Origin of the sequence: Pseudomonas sp. GW456-12-10-14-LB2, assembly GCF_002884345.1 — a bacterium.
Lineage (GTDB): Bacteria > Pseudomonadota > Gammaproteobacteria > Pseudomonadales > Pseudomonadaceae > Aquipseudomonas > Aquipseudomonas paraglycinae.
In genome coordinates this window covers 136,235-158,166 of record NZ_POHV01000001.1, presented here as the reverse complement: position 1 = coordinate 158,166, position 21,932 = coordinate 136,235, and the positions used below count along the sequence as shown (strand labels likewise).

The following is a 21,932-nucleotide window of genomic DNA, read 5'->3' as shown; positions in this document are numbered from 1 at the left end:
GTGATGCGTCGCCGGGCGACGCTGTTACAACGTTTGCATATCGACGGTCCGTTGCTGGTGCTGCTGCTGATTCTCGCGGCCGGCAGCCTGTTCGTGCTGTATTCGGCCAGCGGCAAGAGCTGGGATCTGCTGGCCAAACAGGCCACGTCGTTCGGCATCGGTCTGGTGTCGATGATTGTCATCGCCCAGTTCGAGCCAAGGTTCATGGCGCGCTGGGTGCCGCTCGGCTACGTGATCGGGGTGGTGCTGCTGCTGGTGGTGGACATCATGGGCCACAACGCCATGGGTGCCACCCGCTGGATCAACATTCCCGGGGTGATCCGCTTCCAGCCCTCGGAATTCATGAAGATCCTGATGCCGGCGACCATCGCCTGGTACCTGTCCAAACGCACGCTGCCGCCGCAGCTCAAGCATGTCGGCATCAGTCTGCTGTTGATCGGCGTGCCGTTCGCCCTGATCGTGCGTCAGCCGGATCTCGGCACTTCGCTGCTGATTCTGGCCGGCGGCGCCTTCGTACTGTTCATGGGCGGGCTGCGCTGGCGCTGGATTCTCAGCGTGCTGGCGGCGGCGATTCCGGTGTCGGTGGCGATGTGGTTCTTCATCATGCACGACTACCAGAAGCAGCGAATCCTGACGTTCCTCGACCCGGAAAGTGATCCACTCGGCACTGGCTGGAACATCATCCAGTCGAAAGCCGCCATCGGTTCCGGCGGCGTATTCGGCAAGGGCTGGCTGCTGGGCACCCAGTCGCACCTGGACTTCCTGCCGGAAAGTCACACCGACTTCATCATCGCCGTGCTCGGCGAAGAGTTCGGCCTGGTGGGCATCTGTGCGCTGTTGCTGATCTATCTGTTGCTGATCGGTCGCGGCCTGGTGATTACCGCCCAAGCGCAGACGCTGTTCGGCAAATTGCTGGCCGGCGCTCTGACCATGACGTTTTTTGTTTACGTTTTCGTCAACATCGGTATGGTCAGTGGCCTGTTGCCGGTGGTGGGGGTGCCGTTGCCGTTCATTAGCTACGGCGGAACTTCGCTGGTGACGCTGCTGTCAGCGTTTGGGGTTTTGATGTCGATCCATACCCATCGCAAGTGGATCGCACAGGTTTGAATAAGGTGAAGAGTTCAATGCAAGTAATGCGTGACTGGGCGACACGATACGCACCGTGGCTCGGCCTGGTAGGCATCCTTGGCAGCGCGCAGGAAGCGTTGGCCGGCGATTACGAAGGCTCGCCCCAGGTGGCCGAGTTCGTCGGTGAAATGACCCGCGACTACGGTTTTGCCGGCGAACAGCTGATGGCTGTGTTCCGCGAGGCCCAGCGCAAACAGGCGATTCTCGACGCCATTTCCAAACCGGCCGAACGGGTCAAGCAGTGGAAAGAATACCGGCCGATGTTCATCACCGACGCGCGCATCGCCCGCGGTGTGGACTTCTGGCGCCAGCATGAGGCGACCTTGGCCCGCGCCGAGCAGGAATACGGCGTTCCGGCCCAGGTGATCGTGTCGATCATCGGCGTTGAGACCTTTTTCGGACGTAATACCGGCAATTACCGGGTGATCGATGCCTTGTCCACGCTGGGTTTCGACTATCCTCCCCGTGCCGAATTTTTCCGCAAGGAGCTGCGTGAGTTCCTGCTGCTGGCGCGTGAAGAGCAGGTCGACCCGCTGACCCTCAAGGGTTCCTACGCCGGGGCGATGGGTCTGCCGCAGTTCATGCCGAGCAGTTTCCGCGCCTATGCGGTGGATTTCGACGGCGACGGCCACATCAATATCTGGAACAACCCGGATGATGCGATCGGTAGCGTCGCCAGCTATTTCAAGCGTCACGGCTGGGTCGCCGGCGAGCCGGTGGTCAGTCGCGCGGATGTACGCGGCGAGCAGGTGGATGAAGGCCTGACCACCGGCATCGAGCCGACGAAAACCGTCGGGGAGTTGCGAGCGCTGGGCTGGTCGAGTCATGATGCGCTGCGCGATGACATGCCGGTCACCGCATTCCGCCTGGAAGGCGACAATGGCCCGGAATACTGGATGGGCCTGAAGAATTTCTACGCGATCACGCGTTATAACCGCAGCGTGATGTACGCCATGGCCGTACATCAACTGTCTGAACAGCTGGTACAAGCACGGGGCGTCAAGTAATGCGGGCATTGCCTATCAATAAACCCCTGAAGCTGGTGGCTTTCGCTGCGTTGGCGGTGCTGGTCGCCAGTTGTTCGACCAGCCGTTCGCCGAGCCAGAAGCCGACCACCGCCGTTCGCTCGCAGCCGGGCCTGGACATCAACCGGGCCCACAAGGACGGCGCGCCGTGGTGGGATGTCGACGTATCGCGCATCCCGGATGCCACGCCGACCCTGCACACCGGCCCCTACAAGGCCAACCCGTACACCGTGCTGGGCAAGACCTACTTCCCGTTGCAGGAATCCAAGACGTACGTGGCTTCCGGCACCGCGTCCTGGTACGGCACCAAGTTCCACGGTCAGAACACCGCCAACGGCGAGGTCTACGACCTGTACGGCATGAGTGCCGCCCACAAGACATTACCGCTGCCGAGTTACGTTCGGGTGACCAACCTGGACAACAACAAGAGCGTGATCCTGCGGGTCAATGACCGCGGGCCGTTCTACTCGGACCGGATCATCGACCTGTCCTACGCCGCCGCCAAGAAGCTCGGTTATGCCGAAATCGGTACAGCGCGGGTCAAGGTCGAAGGCATCGACCCGCAACAATGGTGGGCCGCCAAGGGCCGCCCGGCGCCTTTGATGCTCAACGAGCCGCAAGTCGCGCAGAATAGCGCCCCGGTGATCACGGCGTCGGCCGGCACCGTCGAGCAATGGACTCCACCGCCGCAGCAGCACGCCGCGGCCGTCGTGCCAGTCCAGCTCGATGCAAAAAAAAACGCTTCTGCACCAGCGTCTGGCCAGTATCTGCAGGTGGGCGCGTTCGCCAACCCGGACGCTGCAGAACTCCTGAGGTCGAAGCTCAGCGGGATGGTGAGCGCTCCGGTGTTCATCAGCTCGATCGTGCGCAATCAGCAGACCCTGCACCGGGTTCGCCTGGGACCGATCGGTTCGCCGGGTGAAATTGCCCAGGTACAGAACAGCGTGCGCCTGGCCAACCTGGGTTCGCCAAGTGTGGTCACCGAGTAAACGTAGGACTTGATTGACGGTTCACCAGCGATTGGGGGGTGAACCAGGTTGTTGGCTCGTCGAAGAACAAAAGCCCGGCAAGGGTGACTGGAGTGAGCAACTGAACACGCGATGGCCCGTTAGAAAGCCATCTGATTAATTTTGCCCGCAAGGGCAGTTTCCATTAGCGATTTCGAGAGACGGATGAACATCACCACCTTTGCCAAACGCCTGTGTCTGCTAGTCCCGCTGCTCCTCTCGCCTGCCGCGTTCGCGGCCGAGATGATGCCGTCGCCACCACAACTGGCCGCCAAATCCTACGTGCTCATGGATGCCAACAGCGGCAACGTGCTGGTGGAGAACAACGGTGACCAGCGTCTGCCGCCGGCCAGCCTGACCAAACTGATGACCGCGTACATCGCCACGCTGGAAATCCGTCGCGGCCAGATCGGTGAAAACGACCCGGTGACCGTCAGCGAAAACGCCTGGCGCACCGGCGGTTCGCGGATGTTCATCAAGGTCGGCTCGCAGGTCACTGTCAGCGACCTGCTGCACGGCATCATCATCCAGTCCGGCAACGACGCCAGCGTCGCGGTGGCTGAACATATCGCCGGCAGCGAAGATGCGTTCGCCGACCTGATGAACAAGACCGTCGCCGATCTGGGCATGACCAATACCCACTTCATGAACCCGACCGGTCTGCCGAACCCCGAGCACTACTCGTCGGCTCACGACATGGCGATCCTGGCGCGCGCGATCATCCACGAAGACCCGGCTCACTACGCGATCTACTCGCAGAAAGAGTTCTTCTGGAACGGCATCAAACAGCCTAACCGCAACCTGCTGCTGTGGCGCGACAAGACCGTCGACGGTCTGAAAACCGGTCACACCGACGAAGCCGGCTACTGCATGGTGTCCTCGGCCGTACGTGACGGCATGCGCCTGATCGCCGTGGTGTTCGGCACCAACAGCGAAGTGGCCCGTGCCGCCGAGACCCAGAAGCTGCTGACCTACGGTTTCCGCTTCTTTGAAACCCAGACCTTCTACCAGAAGGGCACTGAACTGGCTCAGGCCCCGGTGTGGAAAGGTACCACCAGTCAAGTCAAGGCCGGCCTGGCACAAGACCTGACCATGACCCTGCCGAAAGGCCAGCTGAAGAAGCTCGCTGCCAGCATGACCATGAACCCGCAACTGACCGCGCCAATCGCCAAGGGCGACGTGATCGGTAAAGTCGAAGTGAAACTGGACGACAAGGTGGTGCACAGCGCCGACCTGATCGCCCTGGACGCTGTCGAGGAGGGTGGTATCTTCCGCCGCATGTGGGATAGCATCCGTCTATTCTTCTACGGCTTGTTCAACTGATTCGAGTTGACCTGCATGGCCCCGTTCCGGTCCGGAGCGGGGCCTTGTTCGTTACCGGGCTTACGCTTACGAGGCCGTTACGCCATGACCGATACCGAAGTAAAGGCGCCAAAGATCGAATTTCCCCAGGTTGATTATCCGGTTAAGGTGATCAGCGATACGGGCGTCGGCAACAAAGACAGGATCATCGACATCGTCAAGAAACACGCCAAGATCAACGATGAGCGTGTCGACGAGCGTCAAAGCAGCAACGGCAAGTACACCACCATCCAGTTGCACATCGTCGCGACCGACCAGGATCAGCTGTACAACATCAACAGCGAACTGCGGGCCACCGGTTTCGTGCACATGGTGCTGTGATGCCGGGCACGCTGGGCTTTCGCGAGCTTGGCCAGATGGCTTACGAGCCGGTCTGGCAGGCCATGCAACGTTTTACCAACGAGCGTGGCACCACGGCCCCGGACGAAATCTGGCTGGTGGAACACCCGCCGGTGTTCACCCAGGGCCAGGCCGGCAAGGCCGAGCACCTGTTGCTGCCGGGGGATATTCCGGTGGTGCAGGTCGACCGCGGCGGTCAGGTGACCTACCATGGCCCAGGCCAGTTGGTAGCCTATCTGCTGCTGGATGTGCGCCGACTCGGTTTCGGCGTGCGCGATCTGGTCAGCCGCATGGAGCGCTGCCTGATCGAACTGCTGGCCAGCTACGGCGTGACCGCCGTGGCCAAGCCGGATGCTCCCGGCGTCTACGTCGACGGGGCGAAGATCGCTTCTCTGGGTTTGCGGATTCGCCATGGTTGTTCCTTTCATGGCCTGGCCCTGAACGTGGACATGAACCTGGAGCCGTTTCGACGGATTAATCCCTGCGGCTATGCCGGGCTGGCGATGACCCAGCTGAGCGAGCACGCAGGATCGATTGAATTTGCCGAGGTAAGTGCCCGGCTGCGCGCGCAGCTCGTCAAACACCTCGACTATGCTGAGCAGACGACCCTGACGGGCGGAATCGACTGATATGACTACTGATGCAGTGCAAACCATGATCCCGACGCTCGACGTGACCGAGCGCCCGGCCCCGCGTCCCAAGGTTGAAGCCGGCGTCAAGCTGCGCGGCGCCGAGAAGGTTGCACGCATCCCGGTGAAGATCATTCCGACCACCGAACTGCCGAAGAAACCCGACTGGATCCGCGTGCGCATCCCGGTTTCGCCGGAAGTCGACCGCATCAAGAGCCTGCTGCGCAAGCACAAGCTGCACAGCGTCTGCGAAGAGGCGTCCTGCCCGAACCTGGGCGAGTGCTTCTCCGGCGGCACCGCGACCTTCATGATCATGGGTGACATCTGCACCCGTCGTTGCCCGTTCTGTGACGTTGGCCACGGTCGTCCGAAGCCACTGGACGTCAACGAGCCGGAAAGCCTGGCCATCGCCATCGCCGACCTGAAACTCAAGTATGTGGTGATCACCTCGGTTGACCGCGACGACCTGCGTGACGGCGGTGCCCAGCACTTCGCCGACTGCATCCGCGAAATCCGCAAACTGTCGCCGAACGTGCAGCTCGAGACCCTGGTCCCGGACTACCGTGGCCGCATGGACATCGCCCTGGAAATCACCGCGGCCGAGCCGCCGGATGTGTTCAACCACAACCTGGAAACCGTACCGCGCCTGTACAAGGCTGCGCGTCCGGGTTCGGACTACCAGTGGTCGCTGACCCTGCTGCAACGCTTCAAGCAGATGATGCCGCACATTCCGACCAAATCCGGCCTGATGCTGGGTCTGGGCGAGACCGACGACGAAGTCATCGAAGTCATGAAGCGCATGCGCGAACACGACATCGACATGCTGACCCTGGGCCAGTACCTGCAACCGTCCCGCAGCCACTTGCCGGTGCAGCGTTTCGTGCACCCGGACACCTTCGCCTGGTTCGCCGAGGAAGGTTACAAGATGGGCTTCAAGAACGTCGCGTCCGGCCCGTTGGTGCGTTCTTCGTACCACGCCGACGAACAGGCGAAACTGGTCAAGGCCGAGCTGCTCGGTTCCTGATTCAGCGCTGAATAAAAAATGCCCGCCGGGGTTTATCGCCCGGCGGGCATTTTTTTGCCTGGCTTACACTCGTTACTGACTTTTCCTGCAATTTGCGGCGCGGCCGAGCCTCTTCTGTTTGTCGCCGTTCCTGACTACTGTGTGAGCATGACTTCACACAGGGAGATCCATGGATGACCGTTCGACCGACCCACACCCTTTTTCCGCACAAGCCCGTGCCCGCGCTGCCGTCGGAAGGGCTGATAGGCGTCATTGCGCCCGCCGGCCCCGGCACGCTGGATACCGAAAAGGCCGTTCAGTGGATGCGCGCCCGGGGTTACGGTTTGCGGGTGTTCCCTGGCGTCTACGAGAAGGATGGCTATCTGGCCGGCAGCGACGAGGTGCGGCTCAACGATCTGCACGCGGCGTTCGCTGACGAGGAGGTGGATGCAATCATTTGCCTGCGCGGTGGTTACGGCACGCCAAGGTTGCTGGACCGGATCGACTACGACTTGCTGAGCCGCCATGCCAAGCCCTTCGTCGGTTACAGCGACATCACAGCTCTGCATCTGGCCATCAGTCGCTACGCCGGGTTCGTGACCTTTCACGGGCCGTTATTGAATGCCGATCTGCTGGGTGACAAGGAACCGCCGACGGTGACGTCGTTCTTCGCCATGCTGCGCGGTCAGTTGAAGGCCGGCAGTGTGCTGAGTCATCCGGCGGCTTATCCATTGACCACCGTGGAGCCCGGCATTGCTCACGGGCGTTTGCAGGGTGGCAATCTGGCGATGATCGCCGCGACCCTGGGCACGCCTTACGAAATCGATGTCGAAGGGGTGATTCTGCTGATCGAGGACATCAACGAGCCGCTGTACCGGATCGACCGCTTGCTGACCCAGATGCGTCTGGCGGGCAAGTTGGCCAGATTGCGTGGCGTGCTGGTCGGGGATGTGGCGGGCGTGGATGTCGAGGCCTTGAACCGCTTGCTCAAACAGACCTTTGAACCACTGCGGATTCCGGTGCTGTCCGGCTGGCGCAGCGGACACTGCGATCCGAACCTGACGCTACCGCTGGGGGCGCTGGTTCGACTGGATGCGGGTAAGAAGGAATTGATGCTGGAGCAGGATGTGGTGATTCGCTGAGCGAGTCACAAAAGAAGACCGCCGCCTGAAGAGGCGGCGGTCTTTTTGTTTTTACTGGTTGCGCAGGCTTTCCAGCAGCTTGTGCGTCGGATAACCGTCCGCCGGCCAGCCGAATGACTGCTGCGCAGCGCGAATCGCCTTGCGCGTATTGGCACCGATGATGCCGTCGGCGGTGCCTGCGTCGTAGTTGCGCGCGGTCAGCAGGTTTTGCAGTTCGATCCGTTCGGTGCGGCTCAACGGCAGATCGTCTTTTGGCCAGCTGCCATTGATCAGGCCGGCACCGTTGAAGCGCTCGGACAACAGGCTGACGGCCAGTGCGTAGGATGACGAGTTGTTGTATTTGAGGATCGCCCGGAAGTTATCGAGGATCAGGAACGCCGGGCCGCGGTAGCCGGCCGGCAGCAGCAGGGCGGCGGACAGTTGCTCGGAGCCGGCCGGCACCTGGCCGCCGTTCGGCAGGATCACACCCAGTTGCCGCCATTCGGCGACGCTCTTGCGAATTGCGCCGTCAGCCAGGGTGTAGTTGAAACCGCTCGGCAGTTGCACTTCGAAGCCCCACGGCTGGCCACGCTGCCAGCCGGAGCTTTGCAGGTAATGCGCGGTGGAGGCCAATGCGTCAGCCGGGCTGCCCCAGATGTCGCGGCGACCGTCACCGTCGAAATCCACGGCGTGGGTGTTGTAGGTGGTCGGGATGAACTGGGTCTGGCCCATGGCGCCGGCCCAGGAGCCGAGCATTTTCTCCGGGGTGATGTCGCCCTGTTGCAGGATCTGCAGCGCCGCAATCAGCTGCGCATGTGCAAAGCCCGGACGGCGACCTTCATAAGCCAGGGTCGCCAGCGAGTTGATCACCGACTTGCTGCCCTGGAACTGGCCGAAATTGCTTTCCATCCCCCACACCGACACCAGCGCCTGGCGATCGACGCCATAACGCTGCTCTATGCTTTGCAGAATGTCGGCGTACTGGCTGATCAGTGCCTGGCCTTTGCGCACGCGCAACGGCGACAGTGCGCCATCCAGGTATTCCCAGACCGGCCGGGCGAATTCCGGCTGGCTGCGGTCGGCGCGAATGACGCTGGCATCGAAACTGACATTGGCGAAGGCGCGGTCGAACAGGTCGGCACGGATGCCGGCGGCCAGAGCTTCCTTGCGGAAACCGGCCTGCCATTCGGCGAAGGTCTGGGTCGGTTGCAGGTCGAGGTTGTCACCGGACGGCACTACCGGCGGGATGACCGCTGGGGCTGTGGCAACGGGAACGGTCTGAAGCGGTTGAGCGTCGGCGGCGGTGGGTTTTTCCGCGCAGGCGACAAGCAGTACGAAGCTGGAGGCAGCGATCAGTTGGCGCAAGGGCCAACGACGGGAAAGACTGAGGGGCATGCACGGGTCCAGGGAATACGAATCAGGTGCAGACCTTAACATGAGGAAGGGGTGCTGCGCTTTAAGCGGCCAGAAAGTAAGAAGCCTCCCAGCTGTCAGACTGGAAGGCTTCGCGGCGGTAGCTGCCTTTACCCTTGGTTGGTCGTTCCTGGCGGCTGCGGAACAGGGGTTGGGCGACGATGGATTTGGCCTTGTTGTGGCCATGTTTCGATGGCTTTTTGCTCATGAGGATTCTCTCGATCGAGTGGGGGTTTTGCGCGGCAGATAATCTGCCGATCTCGAGCATCTGTCTATAGGACCGAGGACGGGATGTTCTGTAGGAAACGGACTTGGTAAAAAACGGGATCGCAGAGCGCGATCCCGGATCTCATTCGGCAGGCAATGTCAGCCGCTGACCGGCCATCAGCAGCGCCAACCGGCTCAGGCTCATCCACGGCGAGCCCGCCGCCTGGCCCTTGATCTGCGCATCGATGCGCTGGGCTTCGAGCAGCAACTGCGCCCAGCGTTGCGCCGAGTAGCGTTGCAGGGCCTTGCTCATCAGCGGTTTGCGCTTGTCCCAGACCGGCGGCTTGGCCTGACTGAAGCACTTGTCCAGCGGTGTGCCCTGACTGTATTGCAACGAGATGTTGGCCAGCAGGCGCAACTCACGGGCCAGGGCCCAGAGAATCACCGGCGGCTCGACCCCTTCACCGCGCAGCCCTTCGAGCATGCGCAGGGCGTGGGCTGGTTCGCCGTTGAGCACCGCGTCGGTCAGGCCGAACACGTCGAAGCGCGCACTATCGGCCACGGCCGCCTGCACGGTTTCGACGGTAATCTGCCCGCCCTCGGCCATCAGCTTGAGCTTTTCGATCTCTTGCGCAGCGGCCAGCAGGTTGCCTTCGACCCGCGCGGCAATCAGCTCGACCGCGTCCTGGCTGGCTGACAGGCCGGCCTGGGACAGGCGCTGACGAATCCAGCTCGGCAACTGGTTGGCGTCCACCGGCCAGATCTGCACGAACTGGGTCTGCTGACCTTCGACCAGCGCCTTGCCCCACTTGGTTTTCTGCGCGCTACCGTCCAGCTTCGGCAGGCTGATCAACAGCACCGTGTCTTCTGCCGGGCGCGAGCAGTATTCGATGAGGGCGGCCGCGCCCTTGTCACCGGGCTTGCCCGAAGGCAGGCGCAGTTCCAGCAGGCGTTTTTCGGCGAACAGCGACATGCTGGCGCCAGCCTGCAGCAACGTGCCCCAATCGAAATTGGCGTCGGCGGCAAAGACCTGGCGTTCGTCGAATCCTTGCTGACGGGCGGCAGAGCGAATGGCGTCGGCAGCTTCCTGGCACAGCAGCGGGTCATCGCCGCTGATGATGTAGACCGGCGCGAGAGCGCCTTGCAGGTGTTTGCCGAGTTGGGCGGGAGCGAGCTTCATAAGAGAGGGCGAACGGGGCGCCTGAGCGCCCCGAACGTCTTACTGCTGCGGCAGTTCGAGCGGCGACTGGCGCGGGGTTTCCGCTTCAGCCTTCTGTGCCGCTTCGAGGGCGTCGGCTTCTGCCTTGGCCCGTGCATTGGCGGTTTGCTGCAGAGCGTCAAGCTGTGCCGGCGTCAGTTGTTGCAGACGCAGCATCATGCGCTGTACCAGCTCGCGGCGGGTTTCACGGCGGGCATCGTTGGCTTCCTGGTCGGAACCCACCAGGTTGTTGCCGTCGTGGATGAACACTTTCTGCACTTCAAGCTTGTCGCTTTTCAGCAGCAGATCTTTTTCGCCACGGATATCGTAGGTAAGGACGGTGCTGACCTGGTACTCGCCGGTACGACCGGCGCCGGCGTAGCTGAGAATCCGCTGGGATTCCTGCTCATCGGCCAGATACAGCTTGTACGGTGCACCGGTAACGACCTTGACGCCGCTGGACTCCAGCACCTGACGCAGTTGCGTCACGGTTTCGCCGTAGGCGTTGCGGGCGCTCAGGTCGAGCTCCTTGATCGATAGCTCATTGGTGCCGGTGCCACGCAGCTGGAAACCGCAGGCGCTCAACAGGACGGCGAGGCCCATCACCAGCAGATTGCGTTTGATCATTGTGTTGCTCCCCTTGAAACCATGTGGGCCGACTCTGTGGCCCGAAAGGTTTTACTGGGCGTCAGGCACACCTGACGCCCGATCCAATTAGCTGGCGACGATATTGACCAGTTTCCCGGGCACTACGATCACTTTGCGAATCGTCAGGCCGTCAACGAAACGCAGCACGTTTTCGTTGGCGCGCGCTGCCGCTTCGACTTCTTCACGGGTGGCGGCGGCCGGCATTTCGATCTGGCCACGCAGCTTGCCGTTGACCTGGATCACCAGGGTCAGGCTGTCCTGGACCAGCGCGCTTTCGTCCAGCACCGGCCAGCCGGCGTCGATCACCGGATCGGCGTGGCCTAGACGGTTCCACAGCTCGTGGCTGATGTGCGGCGTGATCGGTGCGAGCAGCAGCGTCACGGTTTCCAGACCTTCCTGAACCAGTGCGCGATCCTGTTCGGTCGCTTGCGCGGCTTTTTCCAGCACGTTCATCAGCGTCATCACCTGGGCGATGGCGGTGTTGAATTTGTGGTTCTGGCCGACGTCGTGGCTGGCCTGCTTGATCGCCTGGTGGATCGCACGACGAATGACTTTCTGTTCGTCATTCAGTGCGGCGATGTCCAGTTTGCCCGGCAGACCCTGAGTGACATGGGCCTGAGCCAGACGCCAGACGCGCTTGAGGAAGCGGTGCGAGCCTTCCACGCCGGAGTCCGACCATTCAGCGCTCATGTCAGGTGGCGAGGCGAACATCATGAACAGACGGCAGGTGTCGGCGCCGAACTGGTCGATCATCGACTGAGGGTCGACGCCGTTGTTCTTCGACTTGGCCATCTTCTCGGTGCCGCCGATTTCCACCGGCAGGCCGTCGGCGATCAGCTTGGCGCTGATGACCTTGGCCTTGCTGTCGCGCTCGAGTTCCACGTCCGCCGGGTTGAACCAGGTGTAGGCACCGTTGGCTTCACGACGATAATAAGTCTCGGCGACCACCATGCCCTGGGTCAGCAGATTCTTGAACGGCTCGTTGGAGCTCACCAGGCCTTCGTCACGCATCAGCTTGTGGAAGAAGCGCGCGTAGAGCAGGTGAAGAATGGCGTGTTCGATACCGCCGATGTACTGATCCACCGGCAACCAGTGGTCGGCCGCGGACTTTTCCACCAGGCCGCCTTCGAAGTGCGGCGAGGCGTAACGGGCGTAGTACCAGGACGACTCGACAAAGGTGTCCATGGTGTCGGTTTCACGCTTGGCAGGCTGACCGCATTTCGGGCAGGCGCACTCGTAGAACTCGGGCATGCGCGCCAGCGGCGAACCGGCGCCGTCCGGCACCACGTCTTCCGGCAGGACGACAGGCAGTTGATCTTCCGGCACCGGCACGTCACCGCAGGCATCGCAGTGGATGATCGGGATCGGGCAACCCCAGTAGCGTTGACGGCTGATGCCCCAGTCGCGCAGGCGGAACTGGGTGCGCGAGGCGCCGAGGTTTTTCTTGATCAGGGCGACTTCCATGGCGTCGAACGCGCCAGCGAAGTCCAGACCGTCGAACTCGCCGGAGTTGATCAGCGTGCCGTGCTCGCCGTAGGCGTCCTGCCATGGCGCCGGGTTGGTTTCACCGGAGCTGGTGCGCACCACGGATTTGACCGGCAGGTTGTACTTGTGGGCGAATTCGAAATCGCGCTCGTCGTGCGCCGGCACCGCCATGACCGCGCCGTCGCCGTAGTGCATCAGCACGTAGTTGGCGACCCACACCGGCAGTTTTTCGCCGGTCAGCGGGTGCTCGACGAACAGGCCGGTCGGCAGGCCTTTCTTCTCTTGGGTGGCGACGTCGGCTTCGGCGACGCTGCCGCCCTTGCATTCGGCGATGAACGCTTGCAGCTCAGGGTTGTTCTTCGCGGCGAGAGCAGCCAGATGATGCTCGGCGGCCACGGCAACATAGGTTGCGCCCATCAGGGTGTCCGGACGGGTGGTGAAGACTTTCAGGGTGCCGCTTTCGCCGATCGAATCGACGTTGTACGGGAACTGCACTTCCATCCCGCGCGACTTGCCGATCCAGTTGCGCTGCATGGTCTTGACTTGCTCGGGCCAGCCGGTCAGTTCGTCGAGGCTCTCCAGCAGCTCATCCGCGTAAGCGGTGATCTTGAAGTAGTACATCGGGATTTCGCGCTTTTCGATCAGCGCGCCGGAACGCCAGCCGCGACCGTCGATGACCTGCTCGTTAGCCAGAACGGTCTGGTCGATCGGGTCCCAGTTCACGGTGCCGTTCTTGCGGTAGATCACGCCTTTTTCGAACAGGCGAGTGAACAGCCATTGTTCCCAGCGGTAGTAATCCGGTTTGCAGGTGGTGACTTCGCGCGACCAGTCCACCGCCAGGCCCAGGCTGCGCAGCTGGGACTTCATGTAGGCGATGTTTTCATAGGTCCACTTGGCCGGAGCCACGTTGTTCTTCATCGCGGCGTTTTCCGCCGGCATGCCGAAGGCGTCCCAACCCATCGGTTGCAGAACGTTCTTGCCGAGCATGCGCTGGTAGCGGGAGATCACGTCGCCGATGGTGTAGTTGCGCACGTGCCCCATGTGTAGCTTGCCGCTGGGGTAAGGGAACATCGACAGGCAGTAGTAAGTCTCCTTGCCTGGCTGTTCACTGACTTCAAAGGACTTTTGCTCGTCCCAGAAGGACTGGGCGGCGGCTTCGATTTCACGGGGCTGATATTGTTCGTGCATGGCTACTTTTGTACTGGATAGGGGTGGCCTAATCCTCTTCAATGCGACGTTCGGGGCGTGCCGGACGAGCTGGAAGTGGAGTTACAGGAAGCGCCGTAGCATACATGACCGCGCTCGGCCTAGGGAAACCCTGATTGCAGCCGTTTGACCGGATGAAATTGCGGCGAGGGCCGTTGGTCGCGGCGTGCAGCCGGTTTGTGCAGCGAAGCTAAGCTCTAACTGGGGAGTGAGTCTTATCTTCAATGAGGTGAGGGATGGTGGAGTCACAGCAAAAAAACGTTACCAAACCCGAGTTGTACGAGCGGTTGATCGATCGTCTGGGTATGGCCCTGGACGCGGCAAAAACCGCTGGAAGGCTGCGCGACGAGCGCCCCCTGGAGCTGGAATTGCGTGGCTTGAGTCCCGCCGAGTTCAAACTGGTCAAGGCCTATCTGGATCGCAGTGAGCGTGAAACCCACGGATACCTGTCACAAGCCGTGAAACAACTCGATGCAGCCCATACGGCCAAGGTCATCTGGCTCAAGGACAAGGCGCCCGGCAGAGACACCGTCAAGGTGCGGACTCTGCAGGCCAAGTAAACGCATGGCAGGTCAAAAAGCGGATCTTTTTCAACGGGATCCGACCCTACTGGTTGTCGCGCTGCATCAACCCACTTAGGCTTCGGGCATCTTTGGAGATGCTCGATGCCTTTTCGTTATTTCATTAAACAACTTCTATTGCCACCCGGCCTTCTTTTGCTGCTGTTGCTGGCGGCCTGGTGGCTGCGTCGCTCGCGGCCACGGCTGGCGGGGCTGTGTTTTGCCCTAGGGTTTGGCGGTTTCTGGCTGATGAGTCTGCCGGTGGTCGTGCAGTCGGGCGCCAAGGCGTTGGAGCGTGAGCCGCCGCTGGCCCGGGAAGCATGGACAAGCCTGGCGCAGCGCGCCGATGCGATTGTGGTGCTGGGCTCCGGTCGCGAACGCGGCGATGTGGCCTGGGGCGAAGATCAGCCGACTGGTGTCGGGCTTGAACGGCAGCGTTACGCGGCGCGACTGGCCAAGGCGTCGGGGTTGCCGATTCTGACCAGCGGTGGCCTGCATTACGGTACACCGCCGACCGAAGCCAAATTGATGGCCGATTCGCTACGCGATGATTTCGGTGTGACGGTGCGTTGGCAGGAAGGGGAGAGCCGCACCACGTGGGAAAACGCCGAATTCAGCGCCAAAGTGTTGTTGCCGGAAGGCGTCAAACGCATCGTGCTGGTGACCCAGGCCTGGCACATGCCGCGAGCGGTGTGGAGTTATCAACAGGCTGGATTTGAAGTGGTGCCGGCGCCGGTTGGTTTCCTCGGCACGGACAATGCCCGGCCGTTTGGCGGCTGGCTGCCGGAATTCAAGTCGATCTGGCAGAGCGGGCAGTTGATGAACGAGGCGGTGGGGCAGATCGGTTATTCGCTGTTCTATCGAGGGGATGACAGCGCCGATTGATCACTCCCGCGCAGGACGCGGGAGTGAGCAGGTTTTCAGAGCGTCTTGGACATCCGATTGGTCATCAGCGCCCAGCCGAACAGCACCACGCACAGGATGATCAGCGGCCACGAGCGCCATTGCAGATACGGCGTCAGGTTGTGCATCGGCACCACTTCGCCGTACAGCACGCCCTGTTCGAACTGCGGAATGCGCTCGGTGATCTGGCCAAACGGGTTGATCAGTCCGGTCACGCCGTTGTTGGTCGCACGAATCATCCAGCGTCCGGCTTCAAGCGCGCGCATCTGCGCCATTTGCAGGTGTTGCAACGGGCCGATGGACGTACCGAACCAAGTGTCGTTGCTGATCGTCAGCAGCAGATCGCTGCGTGCCGCCAGGCCTGCGGCGAACTCCGGATACACCACTTCGTAGCAGATGAACGGCGCGATCTGATATCCCTTGGCCTGCAACAAGGCCTGATCGGCAGGGCCGCGGGCGAAGTCGGACATCGGCAGGTCGAAGAATGCGATCAGCCCGCGCAGGATGTCCTGCAACGGTACGTACTCGCCGAACGGCACCAGTTTTTGCTTGAGATAGGTGCCATCGCCTTCGCCAACCACGGTGATGCCGTTGTAGAAGCGTCTCTCGTGGTGAACCATTTCGCGGATCGGTACGCCGGTGATCAGCGCCGATTTACGCTCGGCGGCGAAGTTGCCCATCATGGTCAGGTAGCCCTCGGCGGACTCCTTGAGCACCGGGACGGCGGTTTCCGGCCAGATCAGCAGGTCCACCGGTTTGGAGCGGAAACTCAGGTCGCGGTACAGCGCCAGTTGCGCATTGAGTTCGGCCGGGTCCCATTTCATGCTTTGCGCGACGTTGCCCTGAATCGCGGCAACGGTCAGCGGCGCGCCCGCCGGGCTGGTCCAGGCATGGCCCTTGAGCGCAATGCCCGCCGCCCATGGCCCGATCAGCAATACCAGGCCGGCAGCGATGAAGGCTTTGCGGCGGGTTTGCAGCAGGCGCGGTGCGTTGTAGATCAGTGCAGCGGTCAGTGCCAGGACGAACGACACCAGCCACATGCCGCCTACTGGCGCGAGCCCGGCCAGCGGGCCGTCGAGCTGGCTGTAACCGGAATACAGCCACGGGAAACCGGTGAGGAACCAGCCACGGAAAGCTTCCTGACCCACCCACAGCGCCGCGAACGCCAGGGCGTCGGCCACCGGCGCTTCATTACGCCGCAACCAGCGCGCCCAGAGCCACGCAGGCAGAGCGAAGAACCAGGCAATGGCCGCCGTGAAGATCAGCATCAGGAACCCGGCCAGCAGCACCGACGCGCCGCCGAAATGGTGGATGCTGTAATAGATCCAGCTGGTGCCGGCGCCGAACAGGCCGAAACCGAAGCACCAGCCACGGCCCAGGGCCTGTCGCGGGCTCAGCTCGCGCAGGCCGGCATAGAACAGGCCGACCGCCAGCAACGCCAGCGGCCAGAGATCGAACGGTGCCAGAGCGAAGGTGGTGATTGCACCGGCCGCCACGGCCAGCAGGTTACCGGGCCAGCCGGGGCGGGTTGTCCAGCGCATTTCAATCCTTAGATTTTTTACCGGGCGATTGGGGTCAGTCGCAGCAAATGAATCCGACGGCTGTCGGCGTTCAGGATGCGGAAACGATAGGCGCCGATTTCAGTGATTTCGTTGCGTTTTGGCAAGTGCCCGAACGCGCTCATCACCAGCCCGCCGACGGTGTCGAACTCGTCGTCGGAGAATTCGCTGTCGAAGAACTCGTTGAAGTTCTCGATCGGCGTCAGGGCCTTGATCAGGAAATCACCGCTGGGCAGCGGCTTGATGTAGCTGTCTTCTTCGACGTCGTGCTCGTCTTCGATGTCGCCGACGATTTGTTCAAGCACGTCTTCGATGGTCACCAGACCGGCCACGCCGCCGTATTCGTCGATGACGATGGCCATGTGGTTGTGGTTGGCGCGGAACTCACGCAGCAACACGTTCAGACGCTTGGACTCCGGCACGAAGGTGGCCGGGCGCAGCAGGTCTTTGATGTTGAAGCTGTCGCCGTTCTCCTTGAGGATCAGCGGCAGCAGATCCTTGGCCAGCAACACGCCCATCACGTCGTCATGGCTTTCGCCGATGACCGGGTAGCGCGAGTGGGCCGAGTCGACCACGGCAGGGAGGAATTCGCGGGGTGTCTGGGTCGCCTTGATGCTGATCATCTGCGAGCGCGGCACCATGATGTCGCGAACCTGCAGGTCAGCCACCTGGATGGCGCCTTCGACGATGGCCAGCGCTTCACTGTCCAGCAGTTTGTTCTGATGTGCATCGCGCAGCAGCTCAAGCAGCTCCTGGCGGTTCTTCGGCTCGTGGGCAAAAGCCTGGGTCAGTTTACCCAGCCATGACTTTTGCCCGTTGCTCGATCGATCTTCGCTCATAGCGATTACTCTGAATCCTTTGTTGTAACAGTAGGGGATGTTTCGGTTTCGTCGTCCGCGTACGGATCGGGATAACCCAATTCGGCAAGCAACTCGCGTTCCAGTGCTTCCATTTCCTCGGCTTCCTCGTCATCTATATGGTCGTAACCAAGCAGATGCAAGCAGCCGTGAATGACCAGATGTGCCCAGTGGGCCTTTAGTTCCTTGCCCTGTTCGGCGGCTTCGCGCTCGACCACGGCCACGCAGATCACCAGATCGCCCAGCAGCGGGATGTCGAGAAACTCGTCGGGCACTTCGGCGGGAAAGGACAGGACGTTGGTCGCGTAATCCTTGTGGCGCCAGGTGTGATTCAGTTCGCGGCCTTCTTCCTCGTCGACCAGACGAATGGTCATTTCCGAGTCGGCGGTGCGCTGACGCAAGGCCAGTTCGCACCATTGGCGGAATTCGGCTTCGGTCGGCGCAGACGCTTCGGTCGCGATTTGCAGGTCAAGCTCAAGCATCGTGGCGGGTGTCCTTTGGCGCTTCATCAGCAACACGCGTCTCGAAGCGCTCGTAGGCTTCGACGATGCGTTGCACCAACGGGTGGCGCACCACGTCTTTGGGCTGGAAGTGGGTGAAGCTGATACCCGGCACATCCTTCAGGACTTCGATGACGTGATGAAGTCCGGATTTGGTGCCGCGCGGCAGGTCAACCTGGGTGATGTCGCCGGTGATCACGGCCGTGGAGCCGAAACCGATCCGGGTCAGGAACATCTTCATCTGCTCGACGGTGGTGTTCTGACTTTCGTCGAGAATGATGAAGCTGTTGTTCAGCGTGCGACCGCGCATGTAGGCCAGCGGCGCGACTTCGATCACCTGACGCTCGATCAGCTTGGCCACGTATTCGAAACCGAGCATCTCGTAGAGCGCGTCGTAGAGCGGGCGCAGGTACGGGTCGATCTTCTGCGACAGATCGCCGGGCAGGAAGCCGAGTTTCTCACCCGCTTCGACCGCCGGACGCACCAGCAGGATGCGCCGGATCTGCTCGCGCTCCAGCGCATCGACGGCGCAGGCGACAGCCAGGTAAGTCTTGCCGGTACCGGCCGGGCCGATGCCGAAGTTGATGTCGTTGCCGAGAATTTCCTTCACATAGCGCAGCTGGTTCAAGCCGCGTGGGCGAATCATGCCTTTCTTGGTGCGCAGGGCGACGGAGGCTTCGGCGGGGGCGGGGTTGTCCAGTTGCTCGACGGCCGATTCCTGGAGGAACAGGTGAACCGTATCCGGCGACAGCTCTGAACCCTTGGTTTCCCGGTACAGGCGGCGAATCAGGTTTTCCGCGGAAGTGGTGTGCTTGGGCTCGCCGATCAGCTCGAACTGATTGCCGCGATTGCGGATCTCGATGGCCAGGCGCTGTTCGATCAGCCGCAAGTGCTCGTCGAACTGCCCGCACAGATTGGCGAAGCGGCGAGCCTCAAAGGGCTCGAGGATGAAACGATGTGGTTCGATGGGTGCGTTCAAGGTCGTATTTAGCCGCCCTGGGGCAATTAGGATGAAATCAAGGATAACGCCAGCGGCGTGGGTGCGAAAGCTCTTAAATTGATGCCGTTCCTGTGGGAGCGAGCCTGCTCGCGATGGGCATGAATGCGGTTCATCTGAAAAACCGCGTCATCGTTCATCGCGAGCAGGCTCGCTCCCACAGTTGAACAAAGGGTGTTACTGGATCAGCGAGCCGCGCAGCGAGTGCGGTTGCGCCGCGTCGATGTGGACGTCGGCGAACTGGCCGATCAGGGTCGGATTATCGCAGCGGAAGTTGACGATACGGTTATTCTCGGTGCGCCCTTGCAGCTCGCCCGGGTCTTTCTTCGAATAATCGGTCACCAGAATGCGCTGGACCGAACCGACCATTTGTCGGCTGATCTCGAACCCTTGCTGATTCAAACGGTGCTGCAAGGCGTTCAGGCGTTCTTTCTTCAGTTCTTCCGGGGTGTCGTCGGCCAGATCGGCGGCTGGAGTGCCTGGGCGCTGGCTGTAGACGAACGAGTAGGAAAAATCGAAACCGACATCGGCAATCAGCTTCATGGTCTGCTCGAAATCTTTCTCGGTTTCCCCCGGGAAGCCGACGATAAAGTCCGAGCTGATGCAGATGCCCGGTACGGCGGCGCGCAGTTTGCGCAGCTTGGATTTGTACTCCAGCGCCGTGTGGTTGCGCTTCATCGCGGCCAAAATCCGGTCCGAACCCGACTGCACCGGCAAGTGCAGGTGCTTCACCAGTTCCGGCACTTCGGCGTGGGCCTGGATCAGGCTGTCGGAGAATTCCAGCGGGTGCGAGGTGGTGTAGCGGATGCGGTCGATGCCATCGACCGCCGCGACGACGCGGATCAGTTCGGCCAGATCCGCCAGACGACCGTCGTGGGTCAGCCCGCGATAGCCGTTGACGTTCTGGCCCAGCAGGGTCACTTCACGCACGCCATGTTCGGCCAGGTGGATGATCTCGGCGATCACGTCGTCGAATGGTCGGCTGACTTCTTCGCCGCGGGTGTAGGGCACCACGCAGAACGTGCAGTACTTGCTGCAGCCTTCCATCACCGACACGTAGGCGCTTGGCCCATCGATGCGCGGCTCGGGCAGATGGTCGAATTTTTCGATTTCCGGGAACGAGACGTCGACTTGCGGCAGCTTGCTGATGCGCGCGGCGTCGATCATTTCCGGCAGGCGGTGCAGGGTCTGCGGGCCGAACACCACGTCGACGTACGGGGCGCGATCACGGATCGCCGCGCCTTCCTGGCTGGCCACGCAACCGCCGACGGCGATCACCATGTCCGGGTTGGCCAGTTTCAGTTCGCGCCAGCGGCCGAGCTGGGAATACACCCGGTCCTGGGCGCGTTCGCGGATCGAGCAGGTGTTGAGCAGGATCACGTCGGCATCTTCGGCGCGCGCCGTGACTTCCAGGGCCTGGTGTTCGCCCAGCAGATCGACCATGCGCGAGCTGTCGTACTCGTTCATCTGGCAACCGTGGGTTTCGATGTAAAGCTTCTTGGCCATGGAATAGGGTCGTCACGTGGTTCAAAGAACCGCGCATTATAGGGAACATGTCCCCAGGTTCCTACCGCTGCGCGTCCGGTGGCTATGCTATAGTTCGCGCCCTCATTTTTACCCCGATGTCGTCCGCCCGCCATGACCAAACGCGAAGCTCCAATCTACAAGGTGATTTTCCTCAACCAGGGCCAGGTGTTCGAAATGTACGCCAAGCAGATCTATCAAAGTGATCTGTGGGGTTTCCTGGAAGTGGAAGAGTTCGTCTTTGGCGAGCGCACGCAAGTGGTCGTCGACCCGAGCGAAGAAAAGCTCAAGGCGCAGTTCGAAGGCGTGGTGCGCAGCTTTGTGCCGATGCACTCGATCGTGCGCATCGATGAAGTCGAGCGACTGGGGACGCCAAAGATCAGCGAAGCCCGTGGCGGTGTTGGCAATGTGATGCCGTTTCCGGTGCCGATGCCCGAGAAGTAAAACCGGGTTTTATGGAAGTGATCGTTCCCATGCTCTGCGTGGGAATGCCGCCTTCGACGCTCCGCGTCGGTGACGAAAAGCGCGGGAACTATCGTTAGTCAGGGCAGGGGCGAGAACGGCGTACGCCCGTCGGCGCTCTGCAGTTCCATCAGGTATTTACGGAAAATTTGCCCGAGCACCTGGGTTGCGGTTTCCAGGTCTTCGCGGGACATCTTTTCAGACACTTCGTCGGCGGTGTCGAGCGCGTCTTCGGCGCCGTTGACCGCGGCCATCTTCAGCACGATATAAGCCTGAATGTTGTTGGCCTGCACGCCTTCACCGTGGAAGAACATGGTGCCGAGCTTGAATTGCGCCTGGGCGTGGCCTTGCAGCGAGGCCTTTTCGAAATAGCTCAGGGCTTGATTGAGGTCGCGCGGCGCATTCTTGCCGTCGTAGTAGAACTCACCCAACTCGTATTGCGCTTGCGCATCCCCCTCATCCGCTGCCTTTTGGCAGGCGGCGAGTGCCTGCGTGACATCTTGCGGCTGAGTATTGAGGGTGCAGCGACCCATCGCCGGGATCAACAACGAGTTGCCGCCTGCTTGTGCATGTGCGAGCAGCGGCTGAAGGAGCAACAGGCAGCCCAAGGCAAGGGTGCGGCCGGTGCGGTTCATGGGAATCGACTTACCTCTGAAGGGCGCGCGGACCCGTCGAGGGATCCAATAAGCGCGCATTATGAAATAAGCAGGGCCATCCTTACAAAGTCTTTACTCGATTTTCTGCTGCGCGGGAAATATATCGCCCACTTTATGGGGGATTTTTGGCAGGCGTGTCGGAA

General features: G+C 61.5%; 22 protein-coding genes. 11 read left to right on the top strand and 11 right to left on the bottom strand.

What is annotated here, in order from left to right:
* Positions 1 to 3: 3 nt before the first annotated feature.
* The 8 genes from rodA to C1X29_RS00750 all read left to right on the top strand — a co-directional run bounded on the left by rodA (position 4) and on the right by C1X29_RS00750 (position 7,635).
* The gene (rodA, locus tag C1X29_RS00785; protein ID WP_052026248.1) at positions 4 to 1,107 is read left to right on the top strand and encodes a rod shape-determining protein RodA; all 1,104 of its coding nucleotides are present in this window, start codon (positions 4 to 6) and stop codon (positions 1,105 to 1,107) included.
* Positions 1,108 to 1,124: 17 nt separating this feature from the next.
* Complete coding sequence (gene mltB / locus C1X29_RS00780) at positions 1,125 to 2,135, top strand: lytic murein transglycosylase B (protein WP_007958658.1); 1,011 nt, start codon at positions 1,125 to 1,127, stop codon at positions 2,133 to 2,135.
* A complete protein-coding gene (locus C1X29_RS00775; RefSeq protein ID WP_011336096.1) occupies positions 2,135 to 3,142 on the top strand; it encodes a septal ring lytic transglycosylase RlpA family protein in 1,008 nt (335 codons plus the stop codon). Before mltB ends, C1X29_RS00775 begins: the two co-directional genes overlap by 1 nt.
* 183 nt (positions 3,143 to 3,325) lie before the next feature.
* The gene (locus C1X29_RS00770; RefSeq protein WP_011336095.1) at positions 3,326 to 4,483 is read left to right on the top strand and encodes a D-alanyl-D-alanine carboxypeptidase family protein; all 1,158 of its coding nucleotides are present in this window, start codon (positions 3,326 to 3,328) and stop codon (positions 4,481 to 4,483) included.
* Positions 4,484 to 4,567: 84 nt separating this feature from the next.
* Positions 4,568 to 4,843, top strand: a complete 276-nt coding sequence (locus C1X29_RS00765; protein WP_102686365.1) for a DUF493 domain-containing protein — start codon at positions 4,568 to 4,570, stop codon at positions 4,841 to 4,843.
* A complete protein-coding gene (lipB, locus tag C1X29_RS00760; RefSeq protein ID WP_039771855.1) occupies positions 4,843 to 5,490 on the top strand; it encodes a lipoyl(octanoyl) transferase LipB in 648 nt (215 codons plus the stop codon). Before C1X29_RS00765 ends, lipB begins: the two co-directional genes overlap by 1 nt.
* 25 nt (positions 5,491 to 5,515) lie before the next feature.
* The gene (gene lipA, locus C1X29_RS00755) at positions 5,516 to 6,514 is read left to right on the top strand and encodes a lipoyl synthase (RefSeq protein WP_162130488.1); all 999 of its coding nucleotides are present in this window, start codon (positions 5,516 to 5,518) and stop codon (positions 6,512 to 6,514) included.
* Positions 6,515 to 6,687: 173 nt separating this feature from the next.
* Positions 6,688 to 7,635: an LD-carboxypeptidase gene (locus tag C1X29_RS00750; RefSeq protein ID WP_102716653.1), complete on the top strand. Its 948-nt coding sequence runs from the start codon at positions 6,688 to 6,690 to the stop codon at positions 7,633 to 7,635.
* A 51-nt stretch (positions 7,636 to 7,686) separates the two neighbouring features.
* Here the strand turns inward: C1X29_RS00750 and C1X29_RS00745 are convergent, their stop codons facing one another.
* The 5 genes from C1X29_RS00745 to leuS all read right to left on the bottom strand — a co-directional run bounded on the left by C1X29_RS00745 (position 7,687) and on the right by leuS (position 13,753).
* Positions 7,687 to 9,009 (bottom strand): lytic murein transglycosylase, encoded by a 1,323-nt coding sequence (locus tag C1X29_RS00745; RefSeq protein ID WP_102716652.1) that lies wholly within the window; start codon positions 9,007 to 9,009, stop codon positions 7,687 to 7,689.
* A 61-nt stretch (positions 9,010 to 9,070) separates the two neighbouring features.
* Positions 9,071 to 9,235, bottom strand: coding sequence for an alternative ribosome rescue factor ArfA (arfA, locus tag C1X29_RS00740; RefSeq protein ID WP_007958672.1), 165 nt, complete (start codon positions 9,233 to 9,235; stop codon positions 9,071 to 9,073).
* A gap of 141 nt (positions 9,236 to 9,376) precedes the next feature.
* A complete protein-coding gene (holA, locus tag C1X29_RS00735) occupies positions 9,377 to 10,414 on the bottom strand; it encodes a DNA polymerase III subunit delta (RefSeq protein ID WP_007958673.1) in 1,038 nt (345 codons plus the stop codon).
* Positions 10,415 to 10,453: 39 nt separating this feature from the next.
* On the bottom strand, positions 10,454 to 11,059 hold the full coding sequence (lptE, locus tag C1X29_RS00730) for an LPS assembly lipoprotein LptE (RefSeq protein WP_085747653.1): 606 nt from the start codon (positions 11,057 to 11,059) through the stop codon (positions 10,454 to 10,456).
* A gap of 87 nt (positions 11,060 to 11,146) precedes the next feature.
* A complete protein-coding gene (gene leuS / locus C1X29_RS00725; RefSeq protein ID WP_102716651.1) occupies positions 11,147 to 13,753 on the bottom strand; it encodes a leucine--tRNA ligase in 2,607 nt (868 codons plus the stop codon).
* A gap of 254 nt (positions 13,754 to 14,007) precedes the next feature.
* Between leuS and C1X29_RS00720 the strand changes: the two genes are divergently transcribed.
* Together C1X29_RS00720 and C1X29_RS00715 are read left to right on the top strand one after the other, a co-directional pair.
* Entirely contained in the window at positions 14,008 to 14,331 is a 324-nt protein-coding gene (locus tag C1X29_RS00720) for a hypothetical protein (protein WP_085747655.1), read from the top strand.
* A 105-nt stretch (positions 14,332 to 14,436) separates the two neighbouring features.
* The gene (locus C1X29_RS00715) at positions 14,437 to 15,216 is read left to right on the top strand and encodes a YdcF family protein (RefSeq protein ID WP_102716650.1); all 780 of its coding nucleotides are present in this window, start codon (positions 14,437 to 14,439) and stop codon (positions 15,214 to 15,216) included.
* A gap of 35 nt (positions 15,217 to 15,251) precedes the next feature.
* Here C1X29_RS00715 and lnt read toward each other — a convergent pair whose 3' ends face one another.
* The 5 genes from lnt to miaB all read right to left on the bottom strand — a co-directional run bounded on the left by lnt (position 15,252) and on the right by miaB (position 20,653).
* Positions 15,252 to 16,775 carry an apolipoprotein N-acyltransferase gene (lnt, locus tag C1X29_RS00710; protein WP_102716649.1) on the bottom strand — a complete coding sequence of 508 codons (1,524 nt, stop codon included), beginning with the start codon at positions 16,773 to 16,775 and terminating at the stop codon, positions 15,252 to 15,254.
* A gap of 17 nt (positions 16,776 to 16,792) precedes the next feature.
* Positions 16,793 to 17,632 (bottom strand): HlyC/CorC family transporter, encoded by an 840-nt coding sequence (locus C1X29_RS00705; RefSeq protein WP_007909641.1) that lies wholly within the window; start codon positions 17,630 to 17,632, stop codon positions 16,793 to 16,795.
* A gap of 5 nt (positions 17,633 to 17,637) precedes the next feature.
* Positions 17,638 to 18,132, bottom strand: a complete 495-nt coding sequence (gene ybeY, locus C1X29_RS00700) for an rRNA maturation RNase YbeY (RefSeq protein WP_007958682.1) — start codon at positions 18,130 to 18,132, stop codon at positions 17,638 to 17,640.
* Entirely contained in the window at positions 18,125 to 19,129 is a 1,005-nt protein-coding gene (locus tag C1X29_RS00695) for a PhoH family protein (RefSeq protein WP_085747658.1), read from the bottom strand. The genes ybeY and C1X29_RS00695 overlap by 8 nt, the downstream gene beginning before the upstream one ends.
* Before the next feature lie 195 nt (positions 19,130 to 19,324).
* Positions 19,325 to 20,653 (bottom strand): tRNA (N6-isopentenyl adenosine(37)-C2)-methylthiotransferase MiaB, encoded by a 1,329-nt coding sequence (gene miaB, locus C1X29_RS00690; protein ID WP_074691567.1) that lies wholly within the window; start codon positions 20,651 to 20,653, stop codon positions 19,325 to 19,327.
* 132 nt (positions 20,654 to 20,785) lie between these two features.
* On the opposite strand from miaB, the gene C1X29_RS00685 reads away from it, so the two are divergent.
* Positions 20,786 to 21,115: a DUF1820 family protein gene (locus C1X29_RS00685; RefSeq protein ID WP_007958692.1), complete on the top strand. Its 330-nt coding sequence runs from the start codon at positions 20,786 to 20,788 to the stop codon at positions 21,113 to 21,115.
* A 98-nt stretch (positions 21,116 to 21,213) separates the two neighbouring features.
* Here C1X29_RS00685 and C1X29_RS00680 read toward each other — a convergent pair whose 3' ends face one another.
* Positions 21,214 to 21,768 carry a tetratricopeptide repeat protein gene (locus C1X29_RS00680; RefSeq protein ID WP_003228518.1) on the bottom strand — a complete coding sequence of 185 codons (555 nt, stop codon included), beginning with the start codon at positions 21,766 to 21,768 and terminating at the stop codon, positions 21,214 to 21,216.
* Positions 21,769 to 21,932: the final 164 nt, after the last annotated feature.